At 68.4% G+C, this 21,589-nt stretch carries 20 protein-coding genes and 1 pseudogene; 8 read left to right on the forward strand and 13 right to left on the reverse strand.

What is annotated here, in order from left to right:
- The first annotated feature begins 161 nt into the window (after positions 1–161).
- Positions 162–2,267: a prolyl oligopeptidase family serine peptidase gene (locus ACWD0F_RS45365; RefSeq protein ID WP_449888335.1), complete on the forward strand. Its 2,106-nt coding sequence runs from the start codon at positions 162–164 to the stop codon at positions 2,265–2,267.
- A 474-nt stretch (positions 2,268–2,741) separates the two neighbouring features.
- On the forward strand, positions 2,742–3,407 hold the full coding sequence (locus ACWD0F_RS45370) for a hypothetical protein (protein ID WP_449888337.1): 666 nt from the start codon (positions 2,742–2,744) through the stop codon (positions 3,405–3,407).
- A 674-nt stretch (positions 3,408–4,081) separates the two neighbouring features.
- Here the strand turns inward: ACWD0F_RS45370 and ACWD0F_RS45375 are convergent.
- Positions 4,082–4,618, reverse strand: coding sequence for a MarR family winged helix-turn-helix transcriptional regulator (locus tag ACWD0F_RS45375; RefSeq protein ID WP_449888339.1), 537 nt, complete (start codon positions 4,616–4,618; stop codon positions 4,082–4,084).
- A gap of 51 nt (positions 4,619–4,669) precedes the next feature.
- Here ACWD0F_RS45375 and ACWD0F_RS45380 point away from each other — a divergent pair, with 51 nt between their 5' ends.
- A complete protein-coding gene (locus ACWD0F_RS45380; RefSeq protein WP_449888342.1) occupies positions 4,670–5,389 on the forward strand; it encodes an SDR family NAD(P)-dependent oxidoreductase in 720 nt (239 codons plus the stop codon).
- A gap of 90 nt (positions 5,390–5,479) precedes the next feature.
- Here the strand turns inward: ACWD0F_RS45380 and ACWD0F_RS45385 are convergent.
- From ACWD0F_RS45385 to ACWD0F_RS45400, 4 genes and pseudogenes are all read right to left on the reverse strand, one after another.
- Positions 5,480–5,713, reverse strand: a pseudogene (locus ACWD0F_RS45385) (site-specific integrase); the annotation flags it as partial.
- 334 nt (positions 5,714–6,047) lie between these two features.
- A complete protein-coding gene (locus ACWD0F_RS45390) occupies positions 6,048–7,232 on the reverse strand; it encodes a hypothetical protein (RefSeq protein WP_449888344.1) in 1,185 nt (394 codons plus the stop codon).
- A gap of 22 nt (positions 7,233–7,254) precedes the next feature.
- Positions 7,255–7,620 carry an RNA polymerase sigma factor gene (locus tag ACWD0F_RS45395; RefSeq protein ID WP_449888346.1) on the reverse strand — a complete coding sequence of 122 codons (366 nt, stop codon included), beginning with the start codon at positions 7,618–7,620 and terminating at the stop codon, positions 7,255–7,257.
- A gap of 155 nt (positions 7,621–7,775) precedes the next feature.
- Positions 7,776–8,372, reverse strand: a complete 597-nt coding sequence (locus ACWD0F_RS45400) for a recombinase family protein (protein WP_449888372.1) — start codon at positions 8,370–8,372, stop codon at positions 7,776–7,778.
- Between the two features lie 425 nt (positions 8,373–8,797).
- Between ACWD0F_RS45400 and ACWD0F_RS45405 the strand changes: the two genes are divergently transcribed.
- Together ACWD0F_RS45405 and ACWD0F_RS45410 are read left to right on the forward strand one after the other, a co-directional pair.
- Positions 8,798–8,989: a hypothetical protein gene (locus tag ACWD0F_RS45405; RefSeq protein WP_449888348.1), complete on the forward strand. Its 192-nt coding sequence runs from the start codon at positions 8,798–8,800 to the stop codon at positions 8,987–8,989.
- A 170-nt stretch (positions 8,990–9,159) separates the two neighbouring features.
- Entirely contained in the window at positions 9,160–9,480 is a 321-nt protein-coding gene (locus ACWD0F_RS45410) for a DUF6247 family protein (RefSeq protein WP_449888350.1), read from the forward strand.
- 40 nt (positions 9,481–9,520) lie between these two features.
- Here the strand turns inward: ACWD0F_RS45410 and ACWD0F_RS45415 are convergent, their stop codons facing one another.
- From ACWD0F_RS45415 to ACWD0F_RS45425, 3 genes are all read right to left on the reverse strand, one after another.
- A complete protein-coding gene (locus tag ACWD0F_RS45415; protein ID WP_449888352.1) occupies positions 9,521–10,579 on the reverse strand; it encodes a hypothetical protein in 1,059 nt (352 codons plus the stop codon).
- Between the two features lie 548 nt (positions 10,580–11,127).
- Positions 11,128–11,361: a hypothetical protein gene (locus ACWD0F_RS45420; protein WP_449888353.1), complete on the reverse strand. Its 234-nt coding sequence runs from the start codon at positions 11,359–11,361 to the stop codon at positions 11,128–11,130.
- Between the two features lie 469 nt (positions 11,362–11,830).
- Positions 11,831–12,040: a hypothetical protein gene (locus tag ACWD0F_RS45425; RefSeq protein WP_449888355.1), complete on the reverse strand. Its 210-nt coding sequence runs from the start codon at positions 12,038–12,040 to the stop codon at positions 11,831–11,833.
- 66 nt (positions 12,041–12,106) lie between these two features.
- Here ACWD0F_RS45425 and ACWD0F_RS45430 point away from each other — a divergent pair, with 66 nt between their 5' ends.
- Positions 12,107–12,871: a serine hydrolase gene (locus tag ACWD0F_RS45430; RefSeq protein ID WP_449888357.1), complete on the forward strand. Its 765-nt coding sequence runs from the start codon at positions 12,107–12,109 to the stop codon at positions 12,869–12,871.
- A 198-nt stretch (positions 12,872–13,069) separates the two neighbouring features.
- Here ACWD0F_RS45430 and ACWD0F_RS45435 read toward each other — a convergent pair whose 3' ends face one another.
- Both ACWD0F_RS45435 and ACWD0F_RS45440 read right to left on the reverse strand, forming a co-directional pair.
- Positions 13,070–13,318: a hypothetical protein gene (locus ACWD0F_RS45435; RefSeq protein ID WP_449888358.1), complete on the reverse strand. Its 249-nt coding sequence runs from the start codon at positions 13,316–13,318 to the stop codon at positions 13,070–13,072.
- Between the two features lie 126 nt (positions 13,319–13,444).
- On the reverse strand, positions 13,445–14,497 hold the full coding sequence (locus tag ACWD0F_RS45440; protein ID WP_449888360.1) for a saccharopine dehydrogenase family protein: 1,053 nt from the start codon (positions 14,495–14,497) through the stop codon (positions 13,445–13,447).
- A 139-nt stretch (positions 14,498–14,636) separates the two neighbouring features.
- Between ACWD0F_RS45440 and ACWD0F_RS45445 the strand changes: the two genes are divergently transcribed.
- Positions 14,637–15,563, forward strand: coding sequence for an AraC family transcriptional regulator (locus tag ACWD0F_RS45445; RefSeq protein ID WP_449888361.1), 927 nt, complete (start codon positions 14,637–14,639; stop codon positions 15,561–15,563).
- A 332-nt stretch (positions 15,564–15,895) separates the two neighbouring features.
- On the opposite strand, the gene ACWD0F_RS45450 is transcribed toward ACWD0F_RS45445, so the two are convergent.
- A complete protein-coding gene (locus tag ACWD0F_RS45450; protein WP_449888364.1) occupies positions 15,896–19,207 on the reverse strand; it encodes a protein kinase domain-containing protein in 3,312 nt (1,103 codons plus the stop codon).
- Positions 19,208–19,706: 499 nt separating this feature from the next.
- Positions 19,707–20,171 carry a tetratricopeptide repeat protein gene (locus ACWD0F_RS45455; protein ID WP_449888366.1) on the reverse strand — a complete coding sequence of 155 codons (465 nt, stop codon included), beginning with the start codon at positions 20,169–20,171 and terminating at the stop codon, positions 19,707–19,709.
- 227 nt (positions 20,172–20,398) lie between these two features.
- Here ACWD0F_RS45455 and ACWD0F_RS45460 point away from each other — a divergent pair, with 227 nt between their 5' ends.
- Positions 20,399–20,533 (forward strand): hypothetical protein, encoded by a 135-nt coding sequence (locus tag ACWD0F_RS45460; RefSeq protein WP_449888367.1) that lies wholly within the window; start codon positions 20,399–20,401, stop codon positions 20,531–20,533.
- 16 nt (positions 20,534–20,549) lie between these two features.
- On the opposite strand, the gene ACWD0F_RS45465 is transcribed toward ACWD0F_RS45460, so the two are convergent.
- Positions 20,550–21,146, reverse strand: a complete 597-nt coding sequence (locus tag ACWD0F_RS45465; protein WP_449888369.1) for a hypothetical protein — start codon at positions 21,144–21,146, stop codon at positions 20,550–20,552.
- Positions 21,147–21,589: the final 443 nt, after the last annotated feature.

Genomic DNA, 21,589 nt, shown 5'->3' on the forward strand with positions numbered 1-21,589 from the left:
CACTCGACCTGCGGCACAGGCCAGGCCGGGTCGGATGTGGCCAGCTGCATGACCCGCTGTCGCGTCATCGACTCGCATAGCCGAGCGCGACGGCACGGCGGCGATCTCGGTCACCGTCACCAGCTCACCCGGCTTCGCGAGCGCCGCCTATGATCATGCGGATGAGCGACATCAGCGGCCCCCCGATCGCCCGAGTGGACGTGGTGCGCGACGTTCACCACGGCGTCACGCTCGACGATGCCTACCGGTGGATGGAGGCGGACGGCGAGGAGTTCCACCGCTGGCTCGACGGCCAGGCCAGCCATGCCCGCGAGCAGCTGGACACCCTGCCCCGCCGGGAGGAGCTGCTGACCCGGATCCGCGAGCTGGGCGGCGCGCTCCCGCAGTACTCGGACTTCACGCCGGCGGGCGACAGGATCTTCTACCTGGCGCGCGAACCGGGCGCCAGCGTACTCGTGCTGATGGTGCGTGAGCCCGAGGGAGCGAGCAGGGTCCTGTTCGACCCGGACACCGTGCCCGGCGAGGCGCACCACGCCATCGCCTGGTACGTGCCCTCCCCCGACGGCCGCCACATCGCCTGCGCCGTCTTCCCGTCCGGGTCGGAGGAGAGCACGATCCAGGTCATTGACGTCGGCTCCGGTGCCATCCTGGAGACGATCCCGCCCACGACGCGCTTTGCCTTCCTGAGCTGGCTGGAGGACGGCCGGTCGTTCGTCTTCCACCGCTTCGTGGCTCCTCCGGCGGGCGCTCCGCCGGAGGAGCGCCGCCTGGACAGCCGTTCCTTCCTGCACCGGCTGGGCGCCGACCCGGCGCGGGATGAGGTGGTGCTGGCGCGCGGGCTCAACCCCCACATCGAGCTGACCCCGCAGGATCGGCCCTTCCTTGTGGTGCCGCCGCGCGGTGAGTGGATGCTGGCGATCGTCTCCCGCGGCGCACTCGGCCCCTGGACCAGCGAGCAGTTGAGCGATTGCTCGCTGTACGTGGCGCCACGAGCCGCGCTCGCCGATCCGGCCACCTGCCCGTGGCGGAAGGTAGCGGGCGTGGCGGACGGCGTGACCGCCTTCGCCGCCAGCCACGACACCCTCTATCTGGTCTCCCATCGGGACGCGCCCCGCTCCCACGTGCTGGCCGTTCCGTTTGCCGTACCGGATCTGTCTCGAGCCCGGGTGGTCGTGCCCGCGGGTGAGCGCGTGGTGGAGGCGGTGCGGGTCGTCGGCGACCGGCTGCTGGTGCGCGATCTCGACGGTGGCGTCCATCGGGTACGGCATGTGCCCCTGTCCGGCGGCGAGCCCGCCGACCTCCCGCTGCCGGTAGAGGGCGCCATCTGGGAGTTGACCACCCACCCGGAACGGCCCGAGGCCCTGCTGCTGGCGGCCGGTTGGACAGACGCGCCGCGGCTCTACCGCTACGACGGCGAAACCCTCGAGGACACCGGACTGGCGCCCCGCTCACCGGTCGACTTCGGCGACGTGCACGCCCGCACCCTGCATGTGCCCGCGAGGGACGGAACACAGATCCCGCTCACCGTCATCCACCACAAGGACCTGGAGCTGGACGGCGACAACCCGGTCCTGCTCACCGGCTATGGCTCCCATGGCATGTCCGAGCTGCCTGAGTTCCGTCCCGAGATGCTCGCCTGGTACGAGCGTGGCGGCGTCTACGCCGTGACGCACCTGCGCGGTGGCGGCGCCTATGGCCGGGAGTGGCACGAGGCCGGGCGTGGCCTGCGCAAGGAGGCGACCATCACGGACTTCATCGACTGCGCCGAGCACCTCATCGCCCTGGGCTACACCCGGCAGGGACGGCTGGCGGGCGAGGGCGTCAGCGCCGGCGGCATCCCTACCGGCGGCGCGCTGGTGCGCCGGCCGGAGCTGTGGGCTGCCATGGCGATGCAGGTGCCGACGGTCAACGCCACACGGACCGAGTTCAGCGAGAACGGGCCGATCAACGTGCCGGAGTTCGGCAGCGTCACCACTGAGGACGGCCTGCGCGGTCTGCTGATCGCCGATGCCTACCTGCGGGTCGAGGACGGCGTGCCGTACCCGGCGGTGCTGCTGACCACCGGACGGCGCGACGCGCGGGTGCCGCCGTGGCAGCCGGCGAAGCTGGCCGCCCGCCTGCAGGCGGCCAGCGCCTCCGGCCGGCCGGTGCTGCTGCGTGTTGAGGAGCACGGCGGTCACGGCGCCGGCTCGACCCGAGAGCAGGAACATGCCTTGCTCGCTGATGTGCTGGCCTTCCTGTTGCACGCTTTCGAGGCGTCACGATGAGTACGACTGAGCAGCGGGCCCTTCGTCATGGCGCGTCGCTGTCGTCCGGCGGGCCGCTCGATCCCGGCCTGCGGGTGACGCCCCCGAAGTGACCGCCTGGTGCCGCCGTGCCGTCGCTGAGCACCTCGTGCCCGCCCCCGACCCGGTCGCGGCTGGCATCGACGGGTCCGGTGCACCCCGCAGCAGGAGCAGGCGGAACCTGTGCGGTGTCGATCGGGGCATCGAGCGCTCTCTTCAGCGAGTTGTGGCCGGTCAGTGGCGTCGGCGGCCTGGGTCGTGTTCGGCGAGCGCGGCGGCGACGGCTTCAGAGCTGGGCTGGACGTAGATGGCCCGATGATAAGAATCGCGCCGTACGGCCCAAACGAGCGACATCCCGCAGGCCACGGTGCGCAATGACGCCGTCCACCGAGGGTGGGGCCGAAGCCGTCCAGCATGGGGTGGATCATTCATGGCTTCATAACTTATAGTTACTAAGTGATTACGATTAGCAATATTCCCCGTCAGGGAAACCACTGCTCTTCCTCCACAAGCGGCATAGGCCGCCGGCAGAGCCGGCGGCGGGGAATCGCGACGGGACTAACAACCCTGGCCCTGCTCGCCGTGGCCGTGGCCCCGGCGCCCGCCGCCGCCACGGCATCCGCCCACCCCGCAGCCAGAAGCTTCGCCATGGCCCCCAGCAACGGTTCCGTCGGCTTCATCTACGTGGGAACGGAGATCGGTCAGACCAAGCTGACCTTCCAGTACGACGGCAGCGATAACGAGATCTATTACAGCTCGTACCTGGCGTATACCAGTCAGAGAGACGGCAAGATCGCCAGTCAGCGGTACTTGTTCTCGGACCTGAAGAAAGAGAGCGACGGGTTCTCCTGCCTGCTCAAGATGACAGACGGGTACTACGAGGGCTACTGGCTCGACTCCAAGGACGGATACCTGCAAGCGGTTAGCTCCAAAGCCAACGCCGGTCGCTGGCGGTTCATCGACAAAGGCGCCTACTATCACTGGCTGCAAGTCGACACCAACCGGCACGTAAGGGTCGTCCCAGAGTGGATCAGTGGCGGCGGCAGCCGGTACGTCCGGGCCCTGCACGGCGAACCCCCAGCGGATGAGTACAAGGCCCAGTTCAACATCAAGCTCAACTGACGATCTGCAGTAGCCGGGCGGGCCGCCGACCCCTGAGGTCGGACACGCGACCTTCGCGGTTCTGCTGTTGGGGTGCTGGTAGAACCCAGCCCCCCAACGGCCCCAAAGGGCCCTCCGCTCCCGAACATGTCCCGAGCCGCCAGGTAGCGCTGAGTAACCGGGAGCCTCTGGACGGGTTGACATAAGAGTTGTTAGCGAGCAACGCGACCTGCGAAAACGTCCCTCCCGCCGTTATCACGATGGCGGCGCCGGACTCATCCCCGAACGCCCGAACCGAAACCCGCCCTCGGCGGCCCGCCTAGTTGCGCACCGTGATCTGCGGCGATGTCGCTCGTTTGGGGCATCTAGCACGATTCTCACCGGTACCCCATGTTGCGCGAGCATCGGGCGCTGAAACGGCTGACGTCAGCCGACCGATCCCTGGCCGAGGGGCGCTGGGCGACAGGTCACTCGTGGTCCTGGACCCGTGCCCCGGCCGACCCGGTTCCCGAGGCTGACGCCACTGGCACCGCCTCAACGCGGACCTGGCCCGGCTGTCGGCCAACAGCCGGCACGTCATCGCCGATCGGGCCGGTCACTACATCCACGACGACGAGCCCGAACTGGTCATCACCGCGATCAGGGACGTCCTGCGCGGCGCGCGTACGGGACGCCGGCTCGACCCCTGAACGCGGTCACGAGCTGCTGACGTGAGGCGGCTCCGTGGTCGCGATCCTGTGCTGGACATCGATGGTCAGCTTCTTCAGCAGCCCCGCCAGCGTGTCCCGCTCCACCGCCGTCAGCCCCGCGACCAGGGACGTCTCCCGCCCGAGAACCGAGTCGACCGACCGCTCGATGAGCGCGTGACCCGCGTCCGTCAGCGTCACGGCGACGCTCTTGCGCCCGGTGTCGCCGGGGCTGCGCCCGATCAGGCCCTCCCGTTCGGCCTTGGCCACGCGCTGGGAGATCGCCCCGGCCGTCACCAGCGTGCGGCGAGCCAGCTCGCGGGTGCTCAGCCTGTAGGGCGGCCCGGAACGGCGCAGCACCGACAGCAGGTCGAGCGTGGCCGCGTCGATCCCCGCGGCGCGCAGCACGCGGACGCGGTCGTCGGCAAGAATCTTGGCCAGCCGCCAGATCGGCGTCACGATCTCGATGGAGTCGGTCGGCGTGCCGGGACGCTCGCGCTGCCAGGCGGCGGCGATCTCCGCAGGGGTGGTCGGACTGTCGGCCATCTGGGCATCCTCCGCTATGTTAAGGTCTAAACATAGCAGTCAGGGGGAAACATGGGCAGGACCGTACTCGTCACCGGAGGAACCAGCGGCATCGGCCGGGCCGTCGCCGCCCGCTTCGCCGCCGACGGCGCCGACGTCGTCATCACCGGCCGCCACCTGGAGACCGTCGAGCCCGCCACCGAGGAGCTCGGCGTGCGCGGGCTGGCCTGCGACTCCGCCTCGCCTGAGCAGGTGGCCGCGATGGCCGCAGAGCTGGGCGGCTCGCTCGACGTGCTCGTCAACGCCGCCGGCGGCCTGCCCGCCGCCCCGGCCGACGGGACGCCACCGCTGGAGGCGGTCGCCCAGGAGTGGCTGTCCAACGTCTTCGCCAACGTGCTCACCGCGGTCCTCACCACGGCCGCGGTCCGCGACAGGCTCGCGCCGGGGAGCGCGATCATCAGCATCGGGTCGATCGGCGCCGAACGCCTTGGCGGCTCCTACGGCGCCGCCAAGGCCGCCCTCGCCGCCTGGAACGCCTCCCTCGCCGCCACGCTCGGCCCGCACGACGTCACCTGCAACGTCATCTCCTCCGGGTACGTCACCGGCACCAACTTCTTCGGCGCCGGGATGACCGAGGAACGCCACCGGAAGCTTGTGGAGGAAACCCTCGTCAAGCGGCCAGGCACGCCCGACGACATCGCCCAGACCATCTTCTTCCTCGCCTCTCCCGGCGCCCGGCACATCACCGGCCAGACCATCCACGTCAACGGCGGAGCGTTCACCACCCGCTGAAGGCGGGTTCAGAGCCAGATGGTGCCCAGCCAGGCGGCCGCGGCCGCCCCGGCCAGCAGGACGACGGCTGGGCACCCGCCGCAGAAACGCCAGCAGCCGCAGCATGTCCGACGGGCGCAACTCCCGCCGGCCGAGGCTCTCCCGCGTCAGGAAGAGGAACAGGTAGCGCAGGTCATAGCCGTACGCGCTCAACGTGTTCGGCGAGAACTCCCGATCGGCCAGATACGCCAGAAACCGGCAGACAGGGCTTACCGGCTCACCCGCCTCATCGACCAGCAGTACCCGGCGGACGATGCCGCCCTCCCGCTCCTTGACGACCCTCATCTCGGCCTCTTCGCCTTGCGGCAGCAGGGATGTGGGTCAACGTATGCGACGAAGACGCGTCAATGAGGAGAAACTCCGTGGTCATCCCAAGCGATTGTCCAGATAAGAACATGTATGGCAAGTTCGAGCTCAACATGAGCAAACAGCTCGACCTCGGGCCAGTCTCGGGCCTGGAAGTCCAGCAGGCCAGCTGATCCATGCAGGGAGCCAAGGCCGCGTGAGCGCCGTTGTCGCCCCTGCGGAGATCCAGAACTACTTGAACGCGCCTGTCAGCTGAGTCGTCTACCGCGCAGACCCCGGCCGCGCGCTCATCGCCGCCGGGGTCGGCACCCTTTCACTTCCCCTTCTTGCACCCCTTCGGTGGAGAAGCCGGCGGCCCGGTCCAGCCCGACTCGAGGCCGCGGGCCTGGTAGCCCATGACCTCACCCTTGGCCGTCCCCAAAGCGGTGCGGGCCGCATAGGAAACGTGCGAGAGCGTCTCCCCCGTCCCCGGATCCAGGATCTGCCTGGAGTAGACCGGCAATTCCTTGCGCGGCTTGTTGGAGTACACCAGGGAGCCTCCCGCCCCGCCGAAGTCCACGGATATACCCCTTCTGCCCAGCGGATCCGTCACTGTGCCCACGACCTTGGTGGTCGGCAGACCGGCCAGGACGCGGATGATCGCGGCGCGCTGGGCGGGGCTGAGCGGCATGCCCAGGAGGTTCGCGGCGGTAGGCAGGAACTCCTCGAAAGGCTGCGTGAAGCCGCGGCCGTACCAGATCTCGTGGTAGACGCGAAGCTGCTTCATGAGCGCGGCCGGCTCGGTGGGGATCGCCGCCAGATCCGCCATGGTGAACTCGCTGACCGTAGTGTCGGGATAGTTTCCCGTGGGATCTATTCTCAAGGTGTACCTGCAGTCCTCCGGCTCGTCGGCGACCGGAATCGAACCGCACGGCCCGCTGTTCTCGCAGTGCCCCTTGACCCGGGCGGGAGCTCCCGCCGCCCGCCAGGCGCGCTCGTCCTCGGCCGTGGCCGGACGGGCGCTGACCTGCCGCCACACCTGCGTGAGCACCAGATCAGCGAGGTCGCGAGGCTGCCAGGTCTCGCGGCGGCCGACCAGCACGAGCCTGTAGCCGCCGGTGGACAGGCTGTTACCGTCGATCCTCACCTCGTGCCAGTAGGCGCCGCTCTCTGCGGGGAGCTTGTCGATCCTGTCGGCCAGGTCAAACAGTTCCTGGTTGGTCCTCGGCGGACTGAGCACGGCAGGGGCCGATGCCAGGTTCGTCACCAGCGCGAAGACCAGGGCCACGATCGCGGCCGTGGACAGCGGCGCCCACAGGACCCACAGGCGGGACCGGGTCCGCGAGGCAGGGGCGGCCGGCAGGGTCCGTCTTGGGCGCGATGGCCTGCGCGAGGGTTCTTGTGGTGCCTCGGCGGCGGCCATGAACAGCATGTCGTCAGCGGAGATGCGTGATCCGCGGTCCAGCGAAGCCGGGCGGGCCATGGCGAGCAGGTCCATCGCATCGGGCTTGCGGCTCATCGCAGTGTCCTTCCTGGAACGGTCACAGGCTTTCGGGACGGGGTGGTACCGGTGGCTTCGATCGCCGACTGCAGTCGGCGACGCGCTCCGTGGCGTGTTCGCCCACGTCGGTGACGGCCTCTTCCATCCACGTTCGCAATTCGGCTTCCAGAGATTCGCGCCGGGCGGCCTGCCGGAAGTTGTCGCGCAGAATGTTGCGCGCGACGCGGAGGAGCCATGGCAACCGCGCGTGGTCGGGGATGCTGTCCAGACGCCGCCAGGCCACCAGGAAGGTCTCGCTGACCACTTCCTCCGCGAGTTGATGTCCGGCGCGACTTGCCGCATAGCCGTACACCCGCGCTTGGTAGGTGTTGTAGAGCGCGGTGAAGCGCTCATGGGGGTTTGGCAAGCCGGTTCCTTCGGTCGGGGACAAATGTTCATAGAGCAAGTGGTCCGAAGGAGGGCTTTCTTACATCCCGATTCCGCATCTTCCTATCAGTTCGGCCTCGGGCTCCTGCCATGACCCGACCCCGAGCGGGCCGACTGGCCGACCCGGCGTCCCGCCTACGCCCTCTCCGGGGGCTTCTTCGGCTGGCGGCGTACGGCGTCGCCCTTCAGGTGCCCGTACACCGTCGAGCGCGGCACCCCGAACAAGTCCGCGATCTGCTGGACGGTCTTGACCCTGGCGTCGTACAGCTCCTGGGCGAGGGCGGCCTGGTCGGCGGCGAGCTTGGGCCGGCGTCCCCCGACCCGGCCGCGGGCGCGGGCAGAGGCCAGGCCGTCCATCGTGTTGGCCACGATCAGCTCGCGCTGCAGCTCGGCCAGGACCGACAGCATTCCGAACATCGCGCGGCCCTCCATCGTGTCGGTGTCGATGCCCTGCTCGATCACATGCAGCCCCACCCCGCGCATCCGCAGGTCCGCCCCGAGGGTGACCAAGTGCAGGACCGAGCGCGACAACCGGTCCAGCCGGGTGACCTTCAGCGTGTCGCCCTGGCGCAGCAGCTTGAGGACCAGATCGAGACTGGGCCGGGCGGCCTTGGCGCCACTGGCCTTGTCCAGATGGAGGTGACGCCCGCTGTCACAATTCCTGTATCGCCTGTCACGATCCGTCGCTGGCCGAATACACCTCCCAGCTGTGCGAGACCGGCCAGGCCCCAGCCAGCATCGAACAAGCCATCGCCGCGGTGCGTACCATGCACCGTCTGTCCGGGCATGCTGGCCAGCCCGCCACCGAGGCCGCCCGCCTCGCGCTGCGCGCCTACAAACGCCGCCGCGCCGAGGACGGCGGCCGCGGCCAGCGCGAAGCCCCCGCCCATCACCATCGACGCGCTGCGCGCCATGGTCGCCGCCTGCGACCTGAGCACGCCGATCGGGCGGCGCGACCGGCTGCTGCTCGTGCTCGGCCTGGCGCTGATGGGCCGCCGCAGCGAACTCGTCGCCCTCACCCGCGACGACGTGCGCGAGGTCGCCGACGGCCTGAAGGTCACCATCCGCACCTCCAAGACCGACACGGCACCGTTGGCCCCTCCCTCGGCGCCGACGCCGTCAACGTCATCGTCCGCGACCTGGCCATACGCGCGAACGTGCCCTACGCCCACACCGTCACCGCGCACAGCCTGCGCGCCGGCGGCGCCACCGTCGCCTACGCCGCCGGCGTCCCGGTCGCCGTCGTCGCCAAGCACGGCCGCTGGGCGCCCGCCTCACCCGTGGTTTTGCGCTACATCAGGGCCGTGGACCGCTGGCGCGACAACGCCATGCGCAATGTAGGGCTCTGAACAGCCAAAACGCGAAGACCAGCACGCGCGGGATCCGGCACACCCGCCCGACACTCCCATGGACGCGACCCGTGCCGCGCGCCGACCCGGCAGGGACAACAACCTCGGACGGCTCCCTGACCAGGCGTTTGGCTGCCTCGAGTGCACCGACACGCGAGGAGGCCACCATAGTGAACACCGCACCGGAACCGCTGCCGGACAAGACGCTGCCGGCGATCCGCCAGGCGCTGTCCCATCCGCGCGACCGGGAAGGGTTCGACGCAGGACTGCCGGTGGCCATGGAGAAGGCGAGGGCCGCAGGCGACTGGCGCGAAGTCGAGGAACCGGCGTCCCACTGGAGAAGGTGCTCGCCAGGCGAGCCGCCGAACGGCAGAGGCCCAAGCCGGACCGCGAACACCCGTGAACCGTTAGGCGGCCGAGCCTACGAACACCCTGCACACGAACGGATCGGGCACGGGGGTGAGGAACCGGCGGACAGCCGTGGGTGCTAAGAACGATCAAGAAGCGCTCACAGCTGAAATATCTCGGGCCTCAATACATGCTGAGCGCGTCGACGCGGTCCATGAGGTCGGAGTACTCGCTGTCCGCGTCGTCGATGATCTCCTGAGGTGTGCGCGCTTCGCGCCATCCGAAGTGGTCCTCGGCGATGCGGGCGATCGCGGGCTGCGGGTCGGCGTCCCAGTAGGAGGAACCGAAGGTGATGGCCTCGTAAGGGCCGATGCCGCCCGCGAGTAGGTAGAGCAGGTCACACAGGTCCGGCGCGACCGGCCCCATGGCGCCCTCGCTCTCGAGGAAGACGACGGGCTGCTCCTCGATCGAACGTCCCTGGTGGACCAGCCAGAAAGCCGCCAGACCGCCGCTGCCGTTGTGGCCGAACACCCGGAACTCCCGTTCGGCCGCGGGGTTGCCGGTCCACGCGTGCGGCCCGCCGAGCGTGAAGTGGTCGCTCATCTCGAAGTCGATCTCGCCAAACCCGTGCGCGCCCTGGTGGTCGTGCAGTGCCCGCAGGGCCGCGGGGAAGGGTTCGTCGGCACTGGGTTCCGGCCAGGACGGGTACTCCCGCGCCGGCGCGGCCGCCAGGACCGCATCCGCCGACTTCAGCAGTTCAGGATCGTCCTCGTCCCGCTCGTTGAGCGTCAGGAGAAACCAGATGAAGCGGCCGTCGTCGTGGTAGCGCGCCTCGAGGGTGCTGCGCTCGTCGCGGCGCAGGATGTGGACGATGTTCCCGTACTCCTGGACGCTGCTCTGCAGTGCCCGCGTGCGTGCCTCGGGCTCGGGCAGCGCCGTGCTGAGGCCGTCCCCCATCGGCAAGTGGTACTCCTCCCTGATCCACACCTTGGTGAGGTAGCCGAGCAGCGAACCGCATCCCCGCACCCGGATCGAGGGATAGCAGCCGGGCACTCGCGCGGTCGCCTGGTAGGTGAGCTCGAACCCGTGCGTGTCCGAGCCGGTCGGGGAGATGTCCTCCCGGTCGGTGAACGCAGGAAGGGGCATCAGGGAGTAGGTCCGATGCAGCTCGATCAGGCCCGGATCGTCGGTACGGCGGCCGAGCAAGCCGTCGAGCAGTTCGAAGGGGGGCGATTCGATCATGCCAGAACGCTATCGCCCGATCCGGACACTTCGCCGCCGGACGGTCCTGCTGGCGCGGCGCGACTCACCCGAGGCCAACGCGCCGTTTACGAGGATGAGATGGAACCGCTCATCGCCGACGACTCAATAACCCCGCCGACACCCGTCCCAGCGCCCCACCCGCATTCGAACGGCCAGTGACGAAAGACGAGCCCGCCCGGCTCCTTGACGTGACTGGCCGTTCGGTTGCTGCTCAAGCCCCGCTTCCACCGAGACCACCCAGCTGTACGCGTTGCTCGACGACAAGGTCGCCGACGCCGCGACCGGGCAACCCGCTGAAGAACCTTCACGACCAAGAGCAACCTCACTCGCGCGACCAAGATTCTTCTCAGCGCCAACGGCTGTCCGCCGGTTCCTCGCCCCCGGGGCAGCGCTGCACGAGAGCTGTGACGGGCAACCGCCCGCCTCACCTGGTGAGTCGAGTGGGATCCATCCGGGCCCTCATCCCCGAGGCACCACGGGCGATCCCCTCCCCGTTCCGTCCCAGCCGCCAGGCGCCGTCAACCACGTCAATCGTGGTCGCCGTCCCAGCGGTAGCGCTCCCGCAGCAGTTGCTGCTCACGGATAGACAGCCCGGACACGGACAGGAAGTCCTCCAGACTCGTCCGTACGCGGCCAGGGCTGTGCCGCCAGGCATGTGTGACCAGGTCACCATGCCGGATGGAGGCATCCTCGTCGCCCGCAGGCGCCACATATTCGGCCGCCAGCAAACCGTAGCGGTGGTGATGGTGTGCCGACAGCACGGAGGGAACCATAGCGGTGCCCCGGGACGCATGAAACAGAGGCGAACCCGGGGCTCATGTCGCCCACGCCAGCAGCCAAGGCCTGGCTGAAGCATGATGGAGGCCATTTCGGTCCAAGCGACGCGGAACAGGGTTAGGGGAGACGCGGATCTTTGCCAGTGCGGGCCCCCGCCCGGCACCCACGAAGCCGACGCGATCCGCCTCCTGGCCAGCTGGAACGCCGACAACCAACGCAACAACAACCCGACAGCAGCGACACCTGGCCGAAACCCCGAGGACTAACGTGATCGCCCTGGCCTTCCAGCCCCGACAGCAAGCTCTTGGCAAGCGGCAGCGACTTCAGGGCGAGGTTGTCACATCCTTAGTGTGCAGGTTGGTGTCGGGGTCATAGCTGGCCCGGTGGGGTGGGTCGGTGACGATCGGCAGGAACCGGTCAGCCTGGCTCCCCAAGTGGTTCGGCTGAGTCCCGTCACCTCAGGAGGGTGCGCCAGCGCTCGGCCGATTCCATGATGTCCAGGCTGACGCGTTCCAGGTACGCCGCTGTCTTGGCCAGGCGTCGCCCGACGGGGCTGTCGAGCCCGTAGGTCTCGGCCGCCGCCATCGTGGCGCGCGCGGTCTGGAGTGTCTGCAGTTTGTGGCCATTTACCTGGAAGAAACACCTTTTCGCGATTGACAGCATTCCGAATGCAACCTAGCTTTCGATCTGCATAAAACACGTACTATCGCGAACGAGGATCGATCGGCCGTGAATGGATCCCTCCCCACCGCCAAGAACACCAGGGCCCGGACACCGAAGGCGCTCTGGCCGGTGGCAGTCACGGCACTGGCGGCCACGCTGCTGGCCGTGGCGGCCACACCCGCTTCGGCCACCGCGGACAGCACGGCCGCACCGAAGGCCGCTGCCGGACAGGACCGCCCGGAACTGCAGGGGGCCATCCAGGCGATCGTCGACGCCGGTTTCCTCGGCGTGCAGACGCGCGTCAACGATGAGCAGGGCGAGTGGGTCGGCAGCGCCGGGCGGCACGCCCACGGCTACTTCCGTTACCAGGACGCCGGCGAAAAGTGGAAGGTGATCGACGTCACCCGCCAGAACCCCTCCATGGCGGCTGGCGCCGGCGACATGATCTCCACCACCAAGGACCTCCACACCTTCTACTCCGCGCTGAACAGCGGCAAGCTCGTGCCGGCCAAGCTGCTGGCCGAGATGCGCAAGCCGCACCCGAAGAGCGCCGGCCCCTTCGGCGGCTACGGCCTCGGGACATACGTGCAGGACCTGGACCTGGGCCCGGGCTGCGGCACCGTCCTGCATCACAACGGCAGCACCGCGGGGGGCTACGTGGCGGCGATGTACAGCACCCCCGACGGCAAGAAGACCTGGACCGCCTCCATCACCTACGGAGACACCGCCCCCGACCTGGCAGCCTTCGCGAAGGCCCGGGACAACCTCCTCAAGCAGGTGTTCTGCGACGGGCAGGCAGGGCCGGCCGACAAGGCCAAGCCGGCCCGGTAGACGAGGCCCGAGCCCTCTTGGACCCGCACCCCTTGAAGAGGGGCCCGTTGCAGTCGTGCATCAAGTAGAGCGCGAAGCAGGCCACGCCGAACCTGTCGAGCGCGGCGGTCACCTCAAGGTTCGCCGCCTGACCGTGCCTTCATGCGGCTGCGAGACAGCGGGTGGGCCGCGGCAGTGGACGCCGTCCCACGCCCTACCTCACGATCGCGTTGCGGCTCTTGGGGCTCGCCTTGGCTGAACCTCAAGATCATTCGTCGCTCGGAGCACACCATCTGACTGTTGACCCGCGGCGCTCGGCCCCGGCCCGAGGTCGAGCTGTTTGCTCATATCGAGCTCGAACCTGCCGTACAGGTTCAGATGGGACCAGAACAGGGCGGACAAGCCTCGCCGGTTGGCGTCGATCAGCTTCTTCTGCCATCGCGGCTCGGCGAGAACGATCTGGACCATAAGTTGATCTCTAGGCAAGACCACTTCTAGCAGGGGCTTCGCGGGGTTCTGGGACCTTCGCTCAATCCAGCGAGCCGTCCAGACGATCACACATCGTGGCTGGTCGTTACCGGAGAAGGCTCATTGTCAGGTTGCCGGCGCCTCCTCGACGGTCCACTGGATCCCGTACGGGACCAGAAAATCGAGGAAGGCGGTCGGCTCGAAGGCCTGGGCGGGTGCGAGTACTCCCGGCTTGGCAGGGTCGGCGATGAGACGGCGGGCGCTTTCGACGGCGATCACCGCGGTCGTGCCGTAGGTGTCCGGGCCCTGGACGATGCCGCGGGTGCGGCGCCCGTCGGTACTGGTGGCGTCGAGCACGTAGGTGAAGTGCTGGGTGCGTCGGCTGTCCTCATCGGGTCCTTCGGGCAGGCTTTCGATGATCTCCGGTGTGAGCGGGGCGTTCAGCTGGTCGCCCAACGCCGCCTCGGTCAGGCCCTCGACATGCCGGAGGGGGACGTGACGGGGAATGGTCACCACCTCCGACACGGGGAAGGCCATCACCGGGGTCGCCTCCGACTCTCCGGGCAGCCTGATCGAGGTGTGGCGGGCGGGCACGCCCGCCCGCCAGTCGCCGTCGTAGTACGTGATGCCTCCCGCCTTGATGGCGTCGATCGTCTCGACCAGCGAGCGCAGCGAGCCGCGCGACATGGCGCCACCCCCGACGACCCTGTGGGTGGAGATGATCTCTTCGACGGATTCAAGGCGGTCGGCCAGGATCTGCGCCATGAGGTCTACCGGGACGCAGCCGTCGTTGGCGGCGGGTACCACGGTGACCCCGGCGTTCTCCGCCTCGGTCGCGAAGGTGTCGAAGATCTTCTTGATGTAGAGCTGCTCGCCTGAGGTGTCGACGTAGTGGCAGCCGGCGGCGATCGCGGCGCGGACCACGGCCTCACCCGACGTGGTGAACGGTCCAGCGCAGTTGATCACCCCGTCGCAGCCGCGGAACGCGTGCACAAGCGCCTCGTGGTCGCCGGTGCCGGCCAGGCGTCGTTCCGTGCCGGGGAGGCCGACCGCCGAGGCGGCCCCCTCCAGCCGAGCGAGATCGCGTCCTGCGAGGACCATCTCAATGTCACGTCGTGCCAGTTCGGTGAGCACGAGCTTTCCCTGGTATCCACTCGCGCCATAGACGGCGATCTTCATGTCTTCTCCTCACGATGAGAGCTGCGTTGCTCAGCCCACCAGCACAGTAAGGCGCCGACACAAGACGATTGAATGCGTGATCCGCTCTGGAGTTTGCGTCAGCGTCTTCGCCGATGCCGTCGTTGGTTACACTGGCTGCGTGGATGTTCTGTCTGATGTGGTGAGTGCGGCGCGTACCGGTCGACCCCACTCGGGCCGGGTGACCAGGTTCGCTCCCTTCGCCCTGCGGTCTCCGGCGGTGCTGTCTGCCGGGTTCCACATCGTTCTCCAGGGAACGTGCTGGCTTCTTCCAGCGCAGGGTGAGCCGATCGCGCTCGCGCCGGGCGACGTGGCGTTCCTGCCGCGCGGATCCGCACACGGTCTGGCCGACGACCCGTCCACCCCTGTAGGCGAGCCGCCCACAACGCTCACCGGAGTCCATGATGGCCGTGAGGACGAACCCTCAGCCGACCGGCCGCCGACGGTGGTCATGCTCTGCGGCGCCTACCTCCTGGACGGATCCGGGCCACATCCACTCCTGAACGACCTACCCGAGGTCATCCACCTACCGACGCGGGTGGGGCGCCACAGCGAACTCCGCGCCGCGATCGAACTCCTCGGCGTGGAGCTGGACAGCGACCCCCGCCCGGGCTCGGACACCATCCTGCTCACCCTGCTGGATCTTCTCCTGCTCTACATCCTGCGCGCGTGGTTCGAGGAACAGCGCGTCTCCGGCCATTCCGCCACCGGCTGGGCCGCGGCCCTGCACGACCCCGCCGTCGCCGCCGCCCTCCGCGCCATCCACGGAGACCCCGGCCGGCAATGGACCGTCGAGGAGTTGGGCGCGCAGGCGCGCCTGTCCCGCGCCGCCTTCGCCCGGCGGTTCGCACATCTGGTCGGCCAGCCACCGCTCACCTACCTGACATGGTGGCGGATGACCACCGCCGCCCGGCTCCTGCGCGCCTCCGACGCCCCCGTCAACACGATCGCCCAGCAGGTCGGCTACAGCTCGCAGTACACCTTCACCCACGCCTTCAAACGCCAGTACGGGTCACCACCCGGCAGTTACCGGCACCACGCCGGCTGAAGCACAACACCCGCATAGGGATCTTCGAGGTTTGGTGGCCTTTGACACGTTGGTTAACGGCAACCCAGGTTGACATAAAGAGATATCGAGCACCACGACCTGGAGAAACGTGCTGCTGGTCGTTATCGCGCCGGACTTATCCCGCCATGTTCGAGCCGAAGCCAGCCGTGCGTTCACCGGCCCCCGTCCTCACCCTCGGGTTCACTCCCTCTCGACGAGCCCGCCTGACCTGCGGCGGGTGCCTTGCAGGTCAATTCCGGCCGGATAGTCCCAAGATCCCGGAACGACAGCATCCAGTCGGGAACCATCTCGGCCGCGTGAGGTGGGCGAGGTCAGCAGATCTGCCGGTGAGGCGTTCCGGGCAGGTGGCGCTCCCACTCGTGGAGGGTGAGGTCGCGGCCAGCCCGTCGACACAGCGCCCGCGCCAGGCGCTCGCCGTCCGTCGGCAGCTCGATCACCGTTCGCCGGGTCCCCATCCGCACGGTGCCGTCCGTGGTGAACGCCAGATGCTCCACCACGAAATCTTCACGAACCGGCACCGTGGCCAGCCGTGTCATCGTGGCGATGTCCCATACCTCCACCACGTCTTCGTCGGTGCCCTCGCCGTAGGAGGCCAGCAGGGAGCCGTCGGCGCTGAAGGCGAGGTGGCGGCTGCCGGCGCCGGCGGTGTGCTGGAGCGAGGGGGTCAGGGCGGTCCGGCGGCGGACGTCCCACAGCGTGACCCTGCCCTGGCTGCCGCTGACCGCGATGAGGGAGCCCACCGGGCTGGCAGCCACCACCACCGCCTGGCCGACGGCGGTGAACCCCGCGCCGATCCGCCGGCCGGTCCGCAGGTCGAGGATGGCGCCGGTCGGTGACACCAGGGTGGTGCCGTCGGCGGCCACCGCGAAACGGCCCAGATCCCACTCCAGCGCCCGGTCGCCGAGAACTTTGCCGGTGGCCGTGTCCAGCCACACCAGCCGGTCGCGCAGGTGGGCCGGATCGTGAACCTGCAGGGCCACCACAAGCACGGTGCCGTCGGGGGTGAACGTCCGCCAGTTGACACCCCACCCCGCTGGCACCGAGTAGCCCCACAGCGCCCGGCCCGACGCGGCATCCAGCCCCCGCAGGACGTTCTCCGTCGCGCTCAGCCGGACGCGGCCGCCCGGCGCCCAGTCCCCCTCGGTGCTCACCCGCCCGGCCGGCCGGGCGGGCTGTGTCGTGAGCAGGCGGGGGCGCAAGTCGAGCGTGACAATGGTGTCGTCTCTCTGGTAGCGCAGGGTCTGGCCATCCGGCTCCAGCCACACCGCCTGCGGCTTTCCCTCGATCGAGTACTCCAGCAGGCGCCGGCTGCCCATCCACACGGTGATGGTGTCGCCGGTGTAGGCCGCCGTCACCTTGCCCGCCGACCTGAGGCCGCCCCCATTTAGGCCAGAGCGTCCGGAGATCTGCCAGTACGGCCCCTTGGTGCGGTGACCGGTTACCAGGTCCCAGAAGGTGATCTCGCCGTTCGCACACAGCAGGCGGCTGCCGTCGGGGCTGAACGCGGCCACCGAACCGCACTTTCTGGGGACACGATTGCTGATCGTCATGTCGGCCAGCCGCAACAGCCTCAGCTTGTCGAGATGAATGGCGGCGACATAGGCCCCGTCGGCGGCAATGAGCGGCCCGTCCGGAGCCTCGAAGCCGACGCTGGGGTCGGACCCGGACCTGAAGATGAGGCCGAAGGTTCGACCGCTGAGGATGTCCCACAGCAGGTAGAGGGAGGTTCCGCGGCCGATCGCCACCAGCGACTCGTGGTCACCGAAGCGCACCAACGGACTCTCGCCACCTGCGTCCAGGGTGCGCTCGCCGAGCTTGCGGCCCGTCCGCACGTCCCACGCGGTGATCTGATCCGCCGCCGAGGCCACGACGAGGATCCGCCCGCCGGGGCTCAGCGCCGCCGCCGACGGTATCAGCGCCTGCCCCGCCGGCCACGGCCAGGCGGAGATCATCCGGCCGGACGGTACGTCGTAAACTCGTACGCCTTGCTCACCTACGCCGGCCATCACCCGCCCGTTGCCGCCGGCCGCGATGGTGCCCACCCCGGCAACGGTCGGCAGGCGGAACACCGACCGCTCCGGCGCCTGCAACGCCTCCACCAGCCCTGCCCTGGTACCGGCGCCGGGCGCCAGCCGCCAGCCGGCGACGTTCAGCAACATCGCCTTGACCGGATCGGTCGTACGCAGCCGCGCAGCCTCCGCGGCGGCCTGCCGCCCGCTCGCCACATCGCGCTGGTCCTGAGCCAGTTTCCCCTGCCAGACCGCGGCGCCGGCGGCGGCCAACGCCACGACCAGCAGCGCGACCAGCACAACGGTCATCATTCGTCGCCGATGGGCCTGCCGCTGCGTCAGGCTGGTGGCCGCCTGCAGGAAGTCACGCTCGCGCGGGATCAGCGTGGCATGCGCGCGGCCGGTGGCCGCCCAGGTCAATGCGTGCTCCAGGCGGCTGCCGCGGAGCAGGTCGCCGTCCCTGCGGCCATGATCGTCCCAGGCTCGTGCGGCCAAGCTGATCTCGGCCAGCGCGGCCAGCCCTTCGCCTTCGGCCGACACCCACTCCCGCAGCCGCGGCCAGGCGCGCACGACCGCCGGCCAGGCCAGCACGATCACCTCGCCTTCCTTGGCCAGCACGTAACGGAAGGCGCGCAGCACCCGCTCGGCGCTCGCCCCGAGCTCGTCCGCTGTGGCCCCTCGCTCGCCCAGCGCCACCAAGCGCACGAACAATTGAGCGACGTGCTCGCGCTCCTGCGGTTCCAGGCTGGCGTAGGCGTCCTCGGCCAGTGTCCCCAGCGGAGGGTCGTCGTGGCCGGACGCCACGACGACCCCCGCCGCGCGCGTGCCGGCCGCCAGAAGCTCGGCGGTGTCCGCGGCGCCGCCGCTCACCAGCGCCAGCAGCAGCTCGCGCGCCGTCGGCCGAGCCTCGGGATCCTTCGCCATGGCGACCTTGACCAGCGAACGCACCGCCTCGGGCAGCGCGCTCACGTCGGGCTGCGTCGACAGCACCTGGTGCATGACGGCGCTCACGTTCTCACCTTGGAACGGGTCCTCGCCGGTGGCGGCGAAGACCATGACCGCCCCCCACGCGAACACGTCCGCCGCGAACCCCGCACGCTGCCCGGTGAGCACCTCCGGCGCCATGTAACTGGGCGTTCCCGCGACCACCCCAGTCCTGGTGAGCGACATGTCCACGGTCCTGGCGATGCCGAAGTCGATCACCCGCGGCCCGTCCGGGCCGAGCAGCACATTGTCCGGCTTCAGGTCGCGATGCACGACCCCCGCATCGTGGATGGACGTCAGCGCCGTAGCGACGGCCACACCGAGCCGGTGCAGGTCGTCACCACCGAACACGCGTCCCTCGCACACCGCGCGGCGCAAACTCGGGCCCGCCACGTACTCGCTGACGATGTACGGCCGATCACCGGTCAGATCGGCGCCTAGGACCCTCGCCGTGCAGAACGACGCCACCCGCCTGGCCGCGGCGGCTTCCTTGGCCATGCGGCCACGGCTCTCGCCCGGATGCAGCACCTTGACCGCCACCCGGCGCCCCTCAAGATCGTATGCTTCGTAGACGACTCCCTGCCCGCCCGCACCCAGCCGACCGGCCAGCACGTAGTCACCAATGCGCATCTCCACGGCGGATTAGACGCCATGCATGGGCCCCAAGTTGGCCCGCCGGTAAGAATCGCGCCATACGGCCCAAACGAGCAGCATCGCCGCAGGTCACGGTGTGCGACTGCGATACTCTTCGAGCGCCGGTTTCGGTCCGGACGTTCGGGGATGAGTCAGGCGCGGCAGCACTCGATAACGCTGGATCGGGTGTTTCCGCAGGTCGCGTTGCTCGCTAATAGCGTTTATGTCAAGCCGCCCGGGAGCTCCCGGTTACGCACCGTCGCTTTGGGCCGTGCGGCGCGATTCTTACCAGCACCCCATGTCAGGTGCGCTGCCTCGGTTTTACCGGCCTGAGCGGGCGGTGGCCGCCGACGAGTCGGTGTCGTGGGTGGTGGTGGACGAGGACCTCGAGCTGCATGTCGAGGCGTGAGCGTACCTGGCGGGGCGCGGCTCATGGATCTTTCGAAGACGGCACCGACACGACGGTCGCGGGCAGCCTACATGCCGGGGCTCGCAGTCAGACGGTCTCATCCAACTGTTCGGCCAACGGCTCCAGGGCACCCTTGATGAGCTGTCCATACTCATCGTCGCCAAGTGCGCCGATCCCGTCCCGCGCCTGCTGGAGGTGCTCACGGGCGCGGTCAAGATCGCCCAGCTTGCGATAGCACTCACTCAAGTTCAGGTGCAACGACGGATACAAGCCGGCCACCGAAAGCGGCACCCCGGCTTGGGCCACCCGCTCATCAGTGAGCTGGCCGACGGCGGCAAGTGCCCGCAGGTCCCACATCAGCTCCTGGTGCACGTCGTCTTGCACGTCGGCCATCGAGTGGGCAAGGACGCCAACATGCAGCGGGTCGCCTTGCTCGCCGCCGATGTCGTCCCAGATCTGCGCGAACAACTCGCGAGCGGCTTCACGCTGGCCTTGATGGTGATGCAACTCCACCCCCTGGCCGATCCGGGCCATCGTGGGGTCGGCGGTCATTGACGATGCTCCTTCACTATCGCAGGCAATCATGGTCAGCCTACTTGCCTTACGTGGCTTACAGACCTTCAAGCCGCTGACTAGCGAGAACGCTCGATTACCCCAGATAACCATCGGTACCGACCTGGACGCGGAGATCACCCGCTCATTCGAGGCATCGGGCGGCACCTACGGTTCCCCGCGAATCACCCGCGACACACGGTTCTGGCCTGGGCATCCACCAATGAGTGGTCGAGCGGACGATCGCGCTCCTGCACTGGTTCCGCCGTCTGCGCATCCGCTGGGAGGTCCGCGACGACATCCATGAAGCGTTCATGAAACTCGCCGCAGCGATCATCTGCTGGCGACGCCTCGTTCGCTGATCTTTCTGTTAGGACCCTAAGCGTTCCGGTTACGCGGGACGTTCAGAACCGTCCGTGCTTCCTGCATGAATTGGTCAATCAAGTCGCGCCGCACCTTTAGTGCATCTCGGATGAGTACTGATATTTTTTGTGCGTCTTCAGGGCGGTGAGTCAGGTCGAAGAGCGTAAGGCTCACCAGTTCGGCGTCCTTGAGCGTGAGCCTGTTGGTTGCTGCTACGAGTGCGTCATCCGTCAAATGGAGCAGCTCGATCTCGCGCCTCGCACGCCAGAGGCGGTCGAATGCCCGGAGCAACTCGGCGCGTTCACTTGCAGCGAGCGGCGGAATCGCTTCATTAAGATCTATTATTCCACTAACGGTTACTGTCTGCCCAGGTGGCGGATCACGCAAGTCCCGGATCACACAACGGTAGAGTTTATCGTCAGCCTGGACGAGCTTGAAATACGACTTCCTTCGGTCCTGCTGCCAACGCCTCAGGTCGTCGCGCAGCCAGTTACCCTGCTGTAGCAGTGATTGCCGCCAGGCGCCAACAAGCACCCCCACCACAACGCCAACAAGACCGACAACGGCTGGCACTGCCTGCGTCCAAATGACAACCACCTCCGGGGCTTTCATAGAGGTTGTGCTCATCCGAGGCGCACGGGCCGTGGAAGCGCTGCGAAACGTTGACAACCAGCGGAAGCCGCTGTAGCAGGCCAACGAAGCGATCCCGAAATCCGATCAGGTCAGCGCGCGGCGTAGTGTCTTCGGGCATCACCAGACCTATCCAACGATTCCCGGCGTACGGACCTTGCTTCATCCTTGACATCGTGGTGCGCACAGGGATCGTTACATAGTGCTACCGGCCGACGTTCGTCCCGGGACGGTTCGATCATCGCCTCCAGGCACTCGGCCAGGACGATGAGGGACATCTCGTTCGCTCTCTTTGCGTGATGACGGGCGGCTACCGAGCCGGGGTGGCTCGGGGCGGTCGGTAGCCGAGCGCCGAGTGCAGGCGCCGGCGGTTGTAGAACCCTTCGATGTAGCGGATGACCTGCCGTCTCGCTTTGGCTCGGGTG

The organism is Nonomuraea sp. NPDC002799 (assembly GCF_053592075.1).

Excerpts from the sequence above, each read along its gene's own strand:
- ACWD0F_RS45365 (WP_449888335.1), top strand. The coding sequence starts at position 162 with ATGAGCGACATCAGCGGCCCCCCGATCGCCCGAGTGGACGTGGTGCGC.
- ACWD0F_RS45375 (WP_449888339.1), bottom strand. The coding sequence starts at position 4,618 with ATGGCCGACAGTCCGACCACCCCTGCGGAGATCGCCGCCGCCTGGCAG.
- ACWD0F_RS45380 (WP_449888342.1), top strand. The coding sequence starts at position 4,670 with ATGGGCAGGACCGTACTCGTCACCGGAGGAACCAGCGGCATCGGCCGG.
- ACWD0F_RS45390 (WP_449888344.1), bottom strand. The coding sequence starts at position 7,232 with ATGAGCCGCAAGCCCGATGCGATGGACCTGCTCGCCATGGCCCGCCCG.
- ACWD0F_RS45415 (WP_449888352.1), bottom strand. The coding sequence starts at position 10,579 with ATGATCGAATCGCCCCCCTTCGAACTGCTCGACGGCTTGCTCGGCCGC.
- ACWD0F_RS45425 (WP_449888355.1), bottom strand. The coding sequence starts at position 12,040 with ATGCTGTCAATCGCGAAAAGGTGTTTCTTCCAGGTAAATGGCCACAAA.
- ACWD0F_RS45435 (WP_449888358.1), bottom strand. The coding sequence starts at position 13,318 with ATGGTCCAGATCGTTCTCGCCGAGCCGCGATGGCAGAAGAAGCTGATC.
- ACWD0F_RS45440 (WP_449888360.1), bottom strand. The coding sequence starts at position 14,497 with ATGAAGATCGCCGTCTATGGCGCGAGTGGATACCAGGGAAAGCTCGTG.
- ACWD0F_RS45450 (WP_449888364.1), bottom strand. The coding sequence starts at position 19,207 with ATGCGCATTGGTGACTACGTGCTGGCCGGTCGGCTGGGTGCGGGCGGG.
- ACWD0F_RS45455 (WP_449888366.1), bottom strand. The coding sequence starts at position 20,171 with ATGACCGCCGACCCCACGATGGCCCGGATCGGCCAGGGGGTGGAGTTG.
- ACWD0F_RS45465 (WP_449888369.1), bottom strand. The coding sequence starts at position 21,146 with ATGAAAGCCCCGGAGGTGGTTGTCATTTGGACGCAGGCAGTGCCAGCC.